Origin of the sequence: Actinokineospora sp. UTMC 2448, assembly GCF_024760565.1 — a bacterium.
GTDB lineage: Bacteria > Actinomycetota > Actinomycetes > Mycobacteriales > Pseudonocardiaceae > Actinokineospora > Actinokineospora fastidiosa.
This window is the reverse complement of record NZ_CP031087.1, coordinates 1-13,423: the sequence shown is the minus strand read 5'-3', so window position 1 is coordinate 13,423 and position 13,423 is coordinate 1. Positions and strand designations below refer to the sequence as shown.

Genomic DNA, 13,423 nt, shown 5'->3' with positions numbered 1-13,423 from the left:
TGGAGACGAGGGGAATCGAACCCCTAACCCCTGCCTTGCAAAGGCAGTGCTCTGCCAATTGAGCTACGTCCCCGAATCGGACACGAGGGGTCGTGTCCGACAAGCCTCACTTGGCGGGCGCGGTGGCCTCACGCCACAGGTTGGCCTCTGCCTTGGCCGCGCTCTTGCGACGCACGACGAACAGCACCCCACCGACGATGGCGGCCAGCGCGAGAACCTTCTTCACGACCCCTGCCTCCTCATAACCTCTGGACCGCCCGGGAAGGGCGCTCGCCCCAGTCTAGCCACCGGCCCGGTCACCTGGTCGGGCGATGCCGGGAATGATGAAGGGCGACCCGTGTGCTCGGATCGCCCTCATCCCGGGTGGGCCTAGGAGGACTTGAACCTCCGACCCCTTCGTTATCAGCGAAGTGCTCTAACCGCCTGAGCTATAGGCCCGTGGGAACGAACGAAAGGCTACAGCAGCCCGCCGCCCGGCCCCAAACCGGGTGGTCACTCGCGCTCGGCGAGGGTGACCTCCAGGCCGCCCGCCAGGTCGGCGGACACGTTGTAGACGAACGCGCCGACCGTCGCCAGGGCGCTGAACAGCACGATGTTGATCGCGCCGATGATCGCCGCGATGCCGAACACGCGGCCCGCGCTGATCAGCGGGTCGCCGCCGCCCGCGGTGTTGGCGTTGAGCAGTTCGTCGGAGATGCCGTTGACCTTGTCCCAGACGCCCATGCCGTCGAGCACCGCGTACAGCGCGCCGACGGCGACCAGCCAGACGAAGAACAGGGCCACGCCCAGGACCAGCGACAGCTTGAGCACCGACCACGGGTCGAAGCGCTTGATCTGCAGGTTGGCCCGGCGCGGGCCGCGGCCGGGCCTGCGCAGGGCCGAGGGGGGACTGCTGCTCGCGCCGAGGCCGCTGAGGCCGCCGGTGCCGAAGCCGCCCGTGCGCACGCCGCTGTCCTGCACCTCGTTCGGCGCCGGTGCGCCCCCGAAAAGCCGGGGCGCCGCGGAGCCGCTGACCACGGGGCGCTGCACCGTGACGGTGGCCGCGTCGTGGTTGTCGCCCGCCGTCGGCCAGCTCGGGGAGTCGCCGTTGACCGGCAGGTGCTGGGTGGCGTCCTGCGCCGTCCCGGCCTGCTCGTCGGCGTTGACCCGCTGCCAGGGCGGCGGGGTGGCCACCGCCGCCTGGTCGTCGGCGCGGTCGTCGGCCTCGTTGTCCGTCTGCCCGGCGGCGATGACCGAGGTGCGCTCTGCGGGGCCCTCCGGCTCGGTGCCTTCCGGCTTGTCGGGTGCTGTCACCTGCGAAATCCCCTACGTCTCGCTGCCTGCGTCGGTCTGCGCCTCTGTGCCATCGGTCTCGACACCGCCATCGATCTCGCCGCCGCCTTCGACGACACCGCCCTCGGCGCCCTCCACGACACCGCCGTCGGCGATGGCGTCGTCGGGCTCCTCGGCGCTGCGGGCGATGGCTACCAGGGTGGTCCCCTCTCCCAGGTTCATCAACCGCACGCCCTTCGTCTGGCGGCCCGCCTTGCGCACCTCGCGGGCGCTGGTCCGGATGACGCCGCCCGAGGACGTGATCGCGTACAGCTCGTCGCTCTCGTCGACGATCAGCGCTCCCACCAGCCTCCCACGCCGCTCGTCGTGCTGGATGGTGAGCACGCCCTTGCCGCCGCGACCCTGGGCCGTGTAGTCCCCGATCGGCGTGCGCTTGGCGTACCCACCCCGGGTCGCGACCAAAACAAACGTGTCCTCTCGGACCACGCCCACGGTGAGCAGCTCGTCGCCGGAGTTGAACCGCATGCCGGTGACGCCGGAGGTCGCCCGGCCCATCGGGCGCAGCGCGTCGTCGTCGGCGTGGAAGCGGATGGACTGGCCGCCCGCGGAGATGAGCAGCAGGTCGTCGTCGGCCGCGCACAGCACCGCGCCGACCAGCTCGTCGTCCTCACGCAGGTTGATACCGATGAGACCACCTGATCGGTTGCTGTCGAAGTCGGCCAGGCGCGACTTCTTCACCAGGCCGTTCTTCGTGGCCAGCACCAGGTACGGCGCGACCTGGTAGTCCTTGATCTGGATGACCTGGGCGATGGTCTCGTCGGGCTGGAACGCCAGCAGGTTCGCCACGTGCTGCCCGCGCGCGGCCCGGTTGGCCTCGGGCAACTCGTACGCCTTCGCGCGGTAGACACGACCCTGGTTGGTGAAGAACAGGATCCAGTCGTGGGTGGAGCACACGAAGAAGTGCGCCACGATGTCGTCCTGCTTGAGCCCCGCGCCCTGCACGCCCTTGCCGCCGCGCTTCTGCGCCCGGTACAGGTCGGTCTTGGTGCGCTTGGCGTACCCGGTCCGGGTGATGGTGACGACGACGTCCTCGACCGCGATCAGGTCCTCGACCGACACGTCGCCGTCGAACGGCACGATCCGGGTGCGCCGGTCGTCGCCGTGCTTCTCGACGATCTCCATCAGCTCGTCGCGCACGATGTGGCGCTGGCGCTCGTCGCTGGCCAGGATCGCGTTCAGCTCGCCGATGTAGCGCTCGATCTCGCCGAGCTCGTCGATGATCCGCTGCCGCTCCAGGGCGGCGAGGCGGCGCAGCTGCAGCTCCAGGATCGCGGTCGCCTGGATCTCGTCGACCTCGAGCAGCGACATCAGGCCCACGCGCGCCTCGTCGGCCGACGGCGACCGGCGGATCAGGGCGATGACCTCGTCGAGCTGGTCGAGCGCCTTGTGGTAGCCGCGCAGGATGTGGGCGCGCTCCTCGGCCTTGCGCAGCCGGTAGCGCGTGCGCCGGACGATGACCTCGATCTGGTGCTTCACGTAGTGGCGCACGATCTGGTCCAGCCGCAGCGTGCGCGGCACGCCGTCGACCAGGGCCAGCATGTTGACGCCGAACGTGTGCTGCAGCTGGGTGTGCTTGTAGAGGTTGTTCAGCACGACCTTGGCGACGGCGTCGCGCTTGAGCCCGATGACGATGCGCATGCCGCTGCGCCGGTTGGACTCGTCGGCGATCTCGGAGATGCCGGTGAGCTTGCCGTCGCGCACCAGCTGCGCCATGTTCTCGATCAGGTTGTCCGGGTTGACCTGGTAGGGCAGCTCGGTGACGACGAGGATCGTGCGCCCCTTGGCGTCCTCCTCGACCTCGACGACCGCCCGCATCCGCACCGACCCCCGGCCGGTCCGGTAGGCCTCCTCGATGCCCGCGGTCCCCAGGATCAGCCCGTGCGTCGGGAAGTCCGGCCCCTTGACCCGCAGCATGAGCTGCGCCAGCGTCTCCTCGTCGTCGGCGTCGGGGTTGTCCAGCGCCCAGACGACACCGTCGGCGACCTCGCGCAGGTTGTGCGGCGGGATGTTGGTCGCCATGCCGACGGCGATGCCGCTGCCGCCGTTGACCAGCAGGTTCGGGATGCGCGCGGGCAGGACCTTGGGCTCACTGGTTTTGCCGTCGTAGTTCGGCGCGAAGTCGACGGTGTCCTCGCCGATGTCGCGCAGCATGTCCATGGCCAGCGGCATGAGCCTGGCCTCGGTGTACCTCATGGCGGCTGCCGGGTCGTTGCCCGGGGAGCCGAAGTTGCCCTGGCCGTCGACCAGGGGGTAGCGCATGGACCAGGGCTGGGCCAGGCGGACGAGGGTGTCGTAGATCGACGAGTCGCCGTGGGGGTGGTAGTTGCCCATGACGTCGCCGACGACGCGGGAGCACTTGACGTAGCTGCGTTCGGGGCGCAGGCCCGTGTCGTACATGGAGTACAGGACGCGGCGGTGGACCGGCTTGAGGCCGTCGCGGACGTCCGGCAGGGCCCGGGACACGATCACGCTCATCGCGTAGTCGATGTACGAGCTCTGCATCTGCTGCTGGATGTCGACCGGCTCGATGCGATCGCCTGGCGGCGGCAAGGTCTCGGTCACGGCAGGTGAATCCCTTCGAGCGGTGTGTCGGCGCGGCGTGCGGACGCCGGATCAGCCATCGATCGATCAGACATCGAGGAAGCGGACGTCCTTGGCGTTGCGGGTGATGAAGGAGCGCCGGGCGTCGACGTCCTCGCCCATGAGCACGCTGAACAGCTCGTCGGCCTGGGCGGCGTCCTCGAGGTTGACCCGCAGGAACAGCCGGTTGGCCGGGTCCATCGTGGTCTCCCACAGCTCCTCGGCGTTCATCTCGCCGAGACCCTTGTAGCGCTGGATGCCGTCCTCTTTGTTGATCTTCTTGCCCGCGGCGATGCCCGCCTCGAGCAGGCCGTCGCGCTCGGGGTCGGAGTAGGCGTACTCGGGCTCGGAGCGCTGCCACTTGATCTTGTAGAGGGGCGGCTGCGACAGGTACACGTGCCCGTGCTCGATGAGCGGGCGCATGAACCGGAACAGCAGGGTGAGCAGCAGGGTCGTGATGTGCTTGCCGTCGACGTCGGCGTCGGCCATCAGCACGATCTTGTGGTAGCGCAGCTTGGCGAGGTCGAAGTCCTCCTGGATGCCCGTGCCCAGCGCGGTGATCAGGCTCTGCACCTCGGTGTTCTTCAGCACGCGGTCGATGCGCGCCTTCTCCACGTTGATGATCTTCCCGCGGATCGGCAGGATCGCCTGGAACCGCGAGTCGCGCCCGTCCTTGGCCGAGCCGCCCGCCGAGTCGCCCTCGACGATGTAGAGCTCGCACTCCTCGGGGTTGGTCGAGCGGCAGTCGCGCAGCTTGCCGGGCAGGCCGCCGATGTCCAGCGCGCCCTTGCGGCGGACCAGCTCGCGGGCCTTGCGCGCGGCCATCCTGGCCTGCGCGGAGGACACCGCCTTGGTGACGATCAGCTTGGCCTCGGTCGGGTTGCGCTCGAACCAGTCGGCCAGCCACTCGTTGCAGGTGGCCTGGACGAACGTCTTGGCCTCGCTGTTGCCCAGCTTCTGCTTGGTCTGGCCCTCGAACTGCGGCTCGGACAGCTTCACCGACACGATCGCGGCCAGGCCCTCGCGCACGTCGTCGCCGCCGAGGTTGGCGTCCTTCTCCTTGAGCAGCTTCTTGTCGCGCGCGTAGAGGTTGACCACCCGGGTCAGCGCCGCGCGGAAGCCCTCCTCGTGGGTGCCGCCCTCGGGGGTGTTGATCGTGTTGGCGAAGGTGTGCACCGACTCGCTGTAGCCGGTGTTCCACTGCATCGCGACCTCGACCTGGATGCCCTTGTCCTTGTCCTCGGCCTCGAAGGCGATGACGTTGCGGTGCAGGGGCTCGCGGGCGTGGTTGATGTGCTTGACGAAGTCCTCGAGCCCGCCCGGGTAGTGGAACGTGCGCTCCTTGACCCGCGCGGCCTGGCCGACCACGTCCTCGGCCGCCTCCTCGTCGGAGACGCGCTCGTCGCGCAGGGAGATCGTCAGGCCCTTGTTGAGGAAGGCCATCTCCTGCAGGCGCCGGGCGACGGTCTCGGCGTTGAAGGTGGTGGTCTCGAAGATCTTGCCGTCCGGCCAGAAGCTGATCGAGGTGCCGGTCTCCTCGGTCTCCTCGCCGCGCTGCACGGGGGTGACCGGCTCGGAGTCGCGGTACTCCTGGCGCCACACGTGGCCCTGGCGCTTGACCTCGGCGTACAGCCGGGTGGACAGCGCGTTGACCACGGAGATGCCGACACCGTGCAGACCGCCGGAGACGGCGTAGCTGTCGCTGTCGAACTTGCCGCCCGCGTGCAGGACGGTCATGACGACCTCGAGCGCGGAGCGCTTCTCCTCGGGGTGCTCGTCGACGGGGATGCCGCGGCCGTCGTCGTCGACCCGGACGCCGCCGTCGGCCAGCAGCGTGACCTCGACCCTGGTCGCGTGGCCTGCCATGGCCTCGTCGACGCTGTTGTCGACGACCTCCCAGATCAGGTGGTGCAGGCCTGGCTCTGCCGTGGAACCGATGTACATGCCGGGGCGGAGTCGGACGGCCTCCAGACCCTTGAGGACCCCGATGGAACCGGCACCGTAGGTGTTCTCCTGCTTGTCAGCCACGTGGCGGTGTCTCCTCAGGCGATCGGTCTGCTTCGTGGGCGGCGGCCGTTGGTCTGGGGGCCCGCGCGTGCCTGTCGCCCATACTACTGGTGCGCCGTTTCAGAAGCGGCCCAAGGACCCGCCTGTTTTGCTCACAGACGCCCCGATCGAGAGCGGCGCGGGTCCGGACGCCGGTCACGGCACTTCAAGCCGCGATTTTCAACCGTAGGTATCGCGAGGCCCGCGCCCGGGGACGTGCCGGGGGCCGTAGCGCCAACTCGGCGCCGCGGGGCCCTGCACCTTCAGCCTGCGGACCACGCCAGCGCCCACGCCCGCGGCGATCCGGGCGAGCAGCTGGCGCTGGAGCAGCCGCAGCTGCGTGGCCCACGCGGTGCTCTCCGCCTGCACGGTCAGCTCGCCGTCCTTGAGCGACAGCGGCTTGGCGTGCTCGGCGACCTCCGCGCCGACCAGGGCGGCCCACCTGCCGAACACGCGGCCGCCCGCGAGCTGGTCGGACCAGCCGCGGTCGGCGGCCAGCCTGGAGGCAAGTCTGCCCAACGGCTGCGGATCGCGCTCGTCGGCGCCGGGCCCCGACCAGCGGCGACGCCTGCGCGCGCCGGTCGCTGTTCCACGTGGAACACCGCGCCTCGGCTTGGCGCGGGCCTGCTTGCGGGCCGCCTCGAGGGCGGCGCGGGCGAGGTCCGGTCCGCGCAACGCCTCGTCACGCTCTGTGCCGGGCTCACGCCCGGGTGTGGATGACTCACCGGATCCGGTCGCGCCCGCTAGGCCGAACGCTCGCTCGGTGACCGTGTTATCCACACTATCCACAGGGTTGTCCCCAGATGTGGGGTTCTTCCGGCCGGATCTCGTCACCGGTTGTGGTCCGGCGCTAGTCCGATCGGGTTCGGCGAACAGCGCGCCGCCGAAGAGGTCATCGGACACGCTGCACCTCCCCGTCGGCCACCCGGTACCGCGCGCCGTCCAGCTCCTCGGGCACGTCCTCGGCGACCGCGGCGGTGACGATCACCTGCTCGGCGGCGAGCGCGGTCTCGGCGAGGCGCTCCCGCCGGGCCCGGTCGAGCTCGGCGAAGACGTCGTCGAGGATGAGCACCGGCTCGCTGCCCTCGGCGCGCAGCAGTTCGTAGGAGCCTAGGCGCAGGGCGAGCGCGAAGGACCAGGACTCGCCGTGGCTGGCGTACCCCTTCGCCGGGAGGTCGCCGAGCGCGAGCTCCAGCTCGTCGCGGTGCGGGCCGACCAGGCTGACGCCGCGCTCCAGCTCGGCGTCGCGGCGCTCGGCCATGGCGGTCAGCAGCGCGTCGGACACGACGGCGAGGTCCGCGGGCATGTCGTCGCCGTATCCCGAGGGCAGCCCGACACCGGCGCGGTAGGCGATGCGGGCGGGCGCGGATTCCGGCGCGACCCCGGCGTAGGCCTCGGCGACCCTCGGCCGCAGCGCGGCGACGAGGTCGAGCCGGGCCGCGAGCAGCTGCGCGCCGTGCGCGGCGAGGTGGCCGTCCCACACGTCGAGGGTGGACAGCGCCTCCGGGTCGGCGCGGCGCGCGCGCCGGTTCGCGGCCGCGCTCTTGAGCAGGGCGTTGCGCTGGCGCAGCACCTTGTCGTAGTCGGCGCGCACCCCCGCGTAGCGCGGGGCGCGCTGGACGAGCAGGTCGTCGAGGAACCGGCGCCGCTCGCCCGGGTCGCCGCGGACGAGGGCCAGGTCCTCGGGCGCGAACAGCACCGTGCGCAGGATGCCCAGGACGTCGCGGGGCCTGCCGACCGCGCCGCGGTTGACCCGCGCCCGGTTGGCCTTGCCCGGGGTGATCTCCAGTTCCACGGTCAGCTCGCGGTCGTCGTTGACCACGGCCAGCCGCACGATGGCGCGCTGCGCGCCGTGCCGGACCAGCGGCGCGTCGGCGGCGACCCGGTGCGATGACAGGGTCGCCACATAGCCGACCGCCTCGACCAGGTTGGTCTTGCCCTGGCCGTTGCGGCCGACGAGCACCGAGGGGCCCGGCTCCAGGTCCAGGTCGGCGCGCTCCCACGAGCGGAAGTCGGCCACCTGTAAGTGCCGGACGTGCATCTAGTGTGTTTCGCCTGCCCCAGAGGTGGGGCCCGCCTTGTGCACCGCGTGGCCGCCGAACTGGTTGCGCAGCGCGGATACCGCCTTCATCGCGGGCGAGTCGGGCTGGCGGGAGCCGAACCGGGCGAACAGCGCCGCGGAGATCACCGGGGCGGGCACGGCGTGGCGCACGGCCTCCTCGACGGTCCACCGGCCCTCGCCGGAGTCCTCGACGTACCCGCTGATCCCACTGAGCCTCGGGTCCTCGTCCAGCGCCTTGACCAGCAGGTCGAGCAGCCACGACCGGACCACGGTGCCGCGCGTCCACGCCTTGAGCACGCCGCGCACGTCGGTGACCTCGCTGGCCGCGTCGAGCAGCTCGTAGCCCTCGGCGTAGGCCTGCATCAGGCCGTACTCGATGCCGTTGTGCACCATCTTCGCGTAGTGGCCCGCGCCGGTGGCCCCGGCGTGCACGAAGCCCTCCTCGCGGGGACCCTCCGGGCGCAGCGCGTCGAAGATCGGCATGGCCCGCTCGACGAACTTCGCGTCGCCGCCGACCATCAGGCCGTAGCCGTTCTCCCGGCCCCAGACCCCGCCGGACACGCCGACGTCGAGGTAGCCGACGCCGTCGGCGGCGAGCAGGTCGGCGTTGCCGCGGTCGTCGGTGTAGCGGGAGTTGCCGCCGTCGATGACGAGGTCGTCCTCGCTGAGCAGGTCGCCCAGCTCGGCGACGACGGTGCGGGTCGGCTGGCCCGCGGGGACCATGACCCACACCGTCCGCGGCGCTTCCAGCTTGCCGACCATGTCGGCCAGCGACTCGGCGTCGCTGACCTCGGGGTTGCGGTCGTAGCCGACGACCTCGTGCCCGGCGGCGCGCAGCCGCTCGCGCATGTTGAAGCCCATCTTGCCGAGGCCGACGAGTCCGAGCTGCACGGTGCTCCTCTCGGTTGGAGCCGGGTCAGCCGGGAAGGCGGACCGGCATGAGCAGGTAGAGGTACCCGGGGGTGACCTCCCCATCCTCCCCGACCGGCTTGATCAACGCAGGCCGGTTCGGCGTGGTGAACGACAGCTCCGCGCGGTCGGCGTGCAGGGCGGCCAGGCCGTCCTGCAGGTAGGCGGGGTTGAACGCGATGGTGACCGGGTCGCCGGTGAACTCCACCGGCAGCTCCTCCTCCGCGCTGCCCTCGTCGTCGCCGCCCGCGGACAGGCGCAGGCCGCCGTCGGCGAACTCCAGCCGGACCTGGGTGCCGCGCTCGGCCACCAGCGACACGCGCTTGATCGCCTCGACCAGCGGGGCGACGGCGATGATCGCGCTGGAGCTCTGCTCGTTGGGCAGCAGCTGGCGGTAGCGCGGGAACTCCGCGTCGAGCAGCCGGGTGGTCGCGCGGCGGCCGGAGCCGGACAGGCCGAGCAGGCCGTCGCCGGAGGACAGCGCCAGCTCGACGGTGCGCCCGGAGGAGCCGAGCGCCTTGGCGGCGTCGGCCAGGGTGCGGGCCGGGACGAGCACGGCGGCGTCCTCGACGTCGCCGCTGGGCTTCCACTCGAACTCGCGCATGGCGAGGCGGAAGCGGTCGGTGGCGACGAGGGTGAGCTTGTCGCCCGCGATCTCCACCCGCACGCCGGTCAGCATCGGGAGCGTGTCGTCCTTGCCCGCGGCCACGGCGACCTGGCTGACGGCCTGGCCGAAGACCTCGCCCGCGGCCTCACCGGCGTGCTGGGGCATGGCGGGCAGCGACGGGTAGTCCTCGACGGGCATGGTCGGCAGGCTGAACTTGGCGCTACCGCAGGTGATGGCGACGCGCGCGCCGTCGACGGAGATCTCCACCGGCTGGGCGGGCAGCGCCTTGGTGATGTCGGCGAGCAGCCGCCCGGAGACGAGGGTGCGGCCCTCGTCGGCGATCGTGGCGGGCACGTTGACCGTCGCGGAGACCTCGTAGTCGAAGCCGGAGACGGTCAGGCCGGACGCGCTGTCGGCGCCGTCGGCCGCCGTGGCGTCCAGCAGCACACCGCCGAGGACGGGCACCGGAGGCCGAGAAGGAAGGCTGCGCGCCACCCAGGCGACAGCGTCGGCGAGGCTGTCGCGCTCGACGCGGATCTTCATGGGAGTCCTTTCCACCGCCCGTGCGGGTCGACCACGCCGGGGGCGTGACCCGGGTGGGCTGTCCACGCTGTAGGGCCCAACCGTAGAGCGTTCACGGCGTGGTCGTCATGTCGGGGCGGGCGAGCGGGAGGGGCGGTCCCGGCCCGCTGTCCCCAGATTCGGCGATCCCCTGTTTCTTCTTTTTGTTCTTGTGGAGGAAGAGCAAAGACAGCAGTAGTAGTAAGGGCTGTGGGTTGTGTGGACAACGCCCGTCCTCGCAGGTCACCCGGCGCGGATCGATGTGGACGACCGGGGCATGGAGCCCGTGGACAACTCGGCCCGCCCGTGGACAGCTCGAGCCTGTGGACGAGCGCTCCACAGACCGGCCCGGTTGTCCACAGCGCGATCCCCAGTTGTGCACCGAGTAGCCCCCAGGCTGTCCCGACGCCACCCACAGGGCTGTGGATGGCCGAACCGCACCCGATCGGTGACACAGATCTCCGCTCCGGCCCTCCACGGCCGCAATAAAACCTCCGGCCATCCAGTGAAGCTATGGCCAAGTGTGATTGTTCCCGCCGCGTCGCGTGACCGCATAGTGACGGTGCGCCTCGCGCAACCCTGCGCGCGGGGCGATCCCTGCATATGGAAGGAGAAGCCGGAATGCGGCTTCGGAAGATCGCGGCGGCCTTCGCCGCGGCGGCGACCTGTACCGGCGGGTTGATCGCACTGACAGGCCCGGCCCAGGCCGCGCCGCCGAGCTCCACAACAGGTGATGTGCAGCCGTACATCATCGGCGGCGACCCCGCGTCGGAGAACTACCCCTTCTACACCAAGCTGCTGTCCAACGGCCGCTTCGGCTGCGGCGGCTCGCTGATCGCGCCGCTGTGGGTCGTCACCGCCGACCACTGCATCGGCAGCGTCACCTCCGTGCGCATCGGCGGGACCACCCTGTCCTCGGGCGAGTCGCGCACGGTCGTGCAGCAGATCGGCGGCCCGAGCGGCTACGACATCGCCCTGCTGAAGCTCGGCAGCGCGTCGACGCAGACCCCCATCAAGATCACCGACACCGCGCTGACCGCGGGCACCGCCGTGCGGATCATGGGCCACGGGCAGACCTGCCCGACCCGCGGCTGCGGCAGCGCCCCGAACCAGCTGATGCAGCTCGACACCACGCTGCTCTCCAGCGGCTGCACCGCGGGCTACCAGCCGAACTACGAGCTGTGCGTCGGCGACTCCTACGGCGCGGGCGCCTGCTACGGCGACTCCGGCGGCCCGCTGGTCGTGCGGGCGAACAACCGCTGGGAGCTCGGCGGCGCCACCAGCCGCGCGGGCCAGGGCCAGCCGACCTGCGCCCAGGCGCCGTCCATCTACATGAAGGTCCCGGCGTTCAAGTCGTGGATCGAGGGCTACACCGGCGACCTCGACGGCGGCGGCCCCGACCCCGACCCGGAGCCGGGCAACTGCTCCGAGGAGACCTTCACCGGCTCGCTGAACGCGGGCGGCTCGGTCTACCAGCCCAACGGCAGCTACTACTACAGCAGCGCCTCCGGCACCCACCGCGGCTGCCTCGCGGGCCCCTCGGGCGCCGACTACGACCTGTACCTGCAGAAGTGGAACGGGTCGACCTGGGCCAACGTGCAGTCGGGCACCACGCCCGCTGCCAGTGAAGAGGTCGAGTACAACGGCACGGCCGGTTACTACCGCTGGCGCGTGCACGCCTACAGCGGCTCGGGCAGCTACACGCTGAAGACCGACAAGCCGTAACCCCTGACCGACGGCCCCCGAGCGGATGGACGGATCCGCTCGGGGGCCGTCGCTCGTGTCGGGGGTCAGCCGCGGGCGCGCTGCTTGATGCGGGTGGTGAGTTCCTGCACCTGGTCGTAGACGCGGCGGCGCTCGGCCATTTCCTTGCGGATCTTCTTGTCGGCGTGCATGACCGTGGTGTGGTCGCGGCCGCCGAAGGTCTGGCCGATTTTGGGGAGCGACAGGTCGGTCAGCTCCCGGCACAGGTACATGGAGATCTGCCGGGCGGCCGCAAGCGCTTTCGTCTTGCCGGGGCCGCAGAGGTCGTCGATGGAGACGCCGAAGTACTCGGCAGTGACGGCCATGATCGTGGCCGCGGAGATCTCCGGGGCCTGGGAGTCCGGGATGAGGTCGCGCAGCACGATCTCGGCCAGGCCGACCTCGACCGGCTGGCGGTTGAGCGAGGCGAACGCGGTCACCCGGATCAGGGCGCCCTCCAGCTCGCGGATGTTGGCCTCGACCCGGGCGGCGATGAACTCCAGCACCTCGCCGGGGACGGCCAGGCGGTCCTGGGCCGCCTTCTTCCGCAGGATGGCGATGCGGGTCTCCAGCTCCGGCGGCTGGATGTCGGTGATCAGGCCCCACTCGAACCGCGTGCGCAGCCGGTCCTCCAGGGTCTCCAGCCGCTTGGGCGGCCGGTCGGAGGACACCACGATCTGCTTGTTGGCGTTGTGCAGCGTGTTGAAGGTGTGGAAGAACTCCTCCTGGGTGCCTTCCTTGCCCTCCAGGAACTGGATGTCGTCCACCAGCAGCACGTCGATATCGCGGTAGCGGCGCTGGAAGGCCACCTTGCGGTCGTCGCGCAGCGAGTTGATGAAGTCGTTGGTGAACTCCTCGGTGGACACGTACCGCACGCGCATCCCCGGGAACAGGCGCTGCGCGTAGTGGCCCACCGCGTGCAGCAGGTGCGTCTTGCCCAGCCCGGACTCGCCCCAGATGAACAGCGGGTTGTACGCGCGGGCGGGCGCCTCGGCCACCGCGACCGACGCCGCGTGCGCGAAGCGGTTGGACGCGCCGATGACGAACGTGTCGAAGGTGTACTTCTCGTTCAGCCGGGTCTTGGACGTCTGCGGCTGCGCGGGCGCGGTGTAGGGCTGGCCGGTCGCCGGGCGGCTGCCGTTGAACGTCGGCCAGATCTCGTGGACGGCGGCGAGCGCGTCGCCCTCCTCGTCCACCTCCTCGCCGTCGTCGTCGGCCGCGGCGCCCGGGGGCGCCACGACGGGCGCGTCGACCGGCAGCGCGACCGGCTCGGCGACGGGGACCTCGATCGGGGCGGGCACCGGCTGCGGGACGGGGGCGGGCGCGGTGTCGACCTTGACGGCCAGCGACACGACCCGGCCGAGCCTGCGGGAGAGCGCGGAGGTGATCGGCTCGCGCAGCGCGCGCTCGATCGCCTCCTTGGCGAACTCGCTGGGCGCCGACAGCAGCGCCGTCTCGTCGAGCAGGCCGATGGGGCGGGTCATCCGCATCCAGGCGCGCTGTGAGGGAGACAGTGTTCCGGCGGACAGCTCGCGCACGACCTGCTCCCAGACCACGCCCAGATTCATCTGGTGGTCGGACAT

Annotated in this window: 9 protein-coding genes, 2 tRNA genes and 1 pseudogene; 1 reads left to right on the top strand and 11 read right to left on the bottom strand. The window is 70.9% G+C overall.

Features of this window, described 5'->3' with window-relative positions:
• From Actkin_RS00060 to dnaN, 10 genes and pseudogenes are all read right to left on the bottom strand, one after another.
• Positions 1 to 73 (bottom strand) — tRNA-Ala (locus Actkin_RS00060).
• A 36-nt stretch (positions 74 to 109) separates the two neighbouring features.
• Positions 110 to 226, bottom strand: a pseudogene (locus tag Actkin_RS00055) (DLW-39 family protein); the annotation flags it as partial.
• 138 nt (positions 227 to 364) lie between these two features.
• Positions 365 to 438 (bottom strand) — tRNA-Ile (locus tag Actkin_RS00050).
• Between the two features lie 54 nt (positions 439 to 492).
• Complete coding sequence (locus Actkin_RS00045; protein ID WP_396122916.1) at positions 493 to 1,293, bottom strand: DUF3566 domain-containing protein; 801 nt, start codon at positions 1,291 to 1,293, stop codon at positions 493 to 495.
• A 12-nt stretch (positions 1,294 to 1,305) separates the two neighbouring features.
• Positions 1,306 to 3,894, bottom strand: a complete 2,589-nt coding sequence (gene gyrA / locus Actkin_RS00040; protein ID WP_189209006.1) for a DNA gyrase subunit A — start codon at positions 3,892 to 3,894, stop codon at positions 1,306 to 1,308.
• Positions 3,895 to 3,960: 66 nt separating this feature from the next.
• The gene (gyrB, locus tag Actkin_RS00035; protein ID WP_189209007.1) at positions 3,961 to 5,940 is read right to left on the bottom strand and encodes a DNA topoisomerase (ATP-hydrolyzing) subunit B; all 1,980 of its coding nucleotides are present in this window, start codon (positions 5,938 to 5,940) and stop codon (positions 3,961 to 3,963) included.
• A gap of 198 nt (positions 5,941 to 6,138) precedes the next feature.
• Positions 6,139 to 6,633 (bottom strand): DciA family protein, encoded by a 495-nt coding sequence (locus tag Actkin_RS00030; RefSeq protein ID WP_189209008.1) that lies wholly within the window; start codon positions 6,631 to 6,633, stop codon positions 6,139 to 6,141.
• Between the two features lie 217 nt (positions 6,634 to 6,850).
• Positions 6,851 to 7,999 (bottom strand): DNA replication/repair protein RecF, encoded by a 1,149-nt coding sequence (recF, locus tag Actkin_RS00025; protein WP_258905374.1) that lies wholly within the window; start codon positions 7,997 to 7,999, stop codon positions 6,851 to 6,853.
• A complete protein-coding gene (gnd, locus tag Actkin_RS00020) occupies positions 8,000 to 8,911 on the bottom strand; it encodes a phosphogluconate dehydrogenase (NAD(+)-dependent, decarboxylating) (protein ID WP_258905373.1) in 912 nt (303 codons plus the stop codon).
• 25 nt (positions 8,912 to 8,936) lie between these two features.
• Positions 8,937 to 10,079 carry a DNA polymerase III subunit beta gene (gene dnaN / locus Actkin_RS00015; RefSeq protein ID WP_189209011.1) on the bottom strand — a complete coding sequence of 381 codons (1,143 nt, stop codon included), beginning with the start codon at positions 10,077 to 10,079 and terminating at the stop codon, positions 8,937 to 8,939.
• A 639-nt stretch (positions 10,080 to 10,718) separates the two neighbouring features.
• On the opposite strand from dnaN, the gene Actkin_RS00010 reads away from it, so the two are divergent.
• The gene (locus tag Actkin_RS00010) at positions 10,719 to 11,822 is read left to right on the top strand and encodes a S1 family peptidase (protein WP_258905372.1); all 1,104 of its coding nucleotides are present in this window, start codon (positions 10,719 to 10,721) and stop codon (positions 11,820 to 11,822) included.
• Between the two features lie 65 nt (positions 11,823 to 11,887).
• On the opposite strand, the gene dnaA is transcribed toward Actkin_RS00010, so the two are convergent.
• Positions 11,888 to 13,423, bottom strand: a complete 1,536-nt coding sequence (gene dnaA / locus Actkin_RS00005; RefSeq protein ID WP_189209012.1) for a chromosomal replication initiator protein DnaA — start codon at positions 13,421 to 13,423, stop codon at positions 11,888 to 11,890.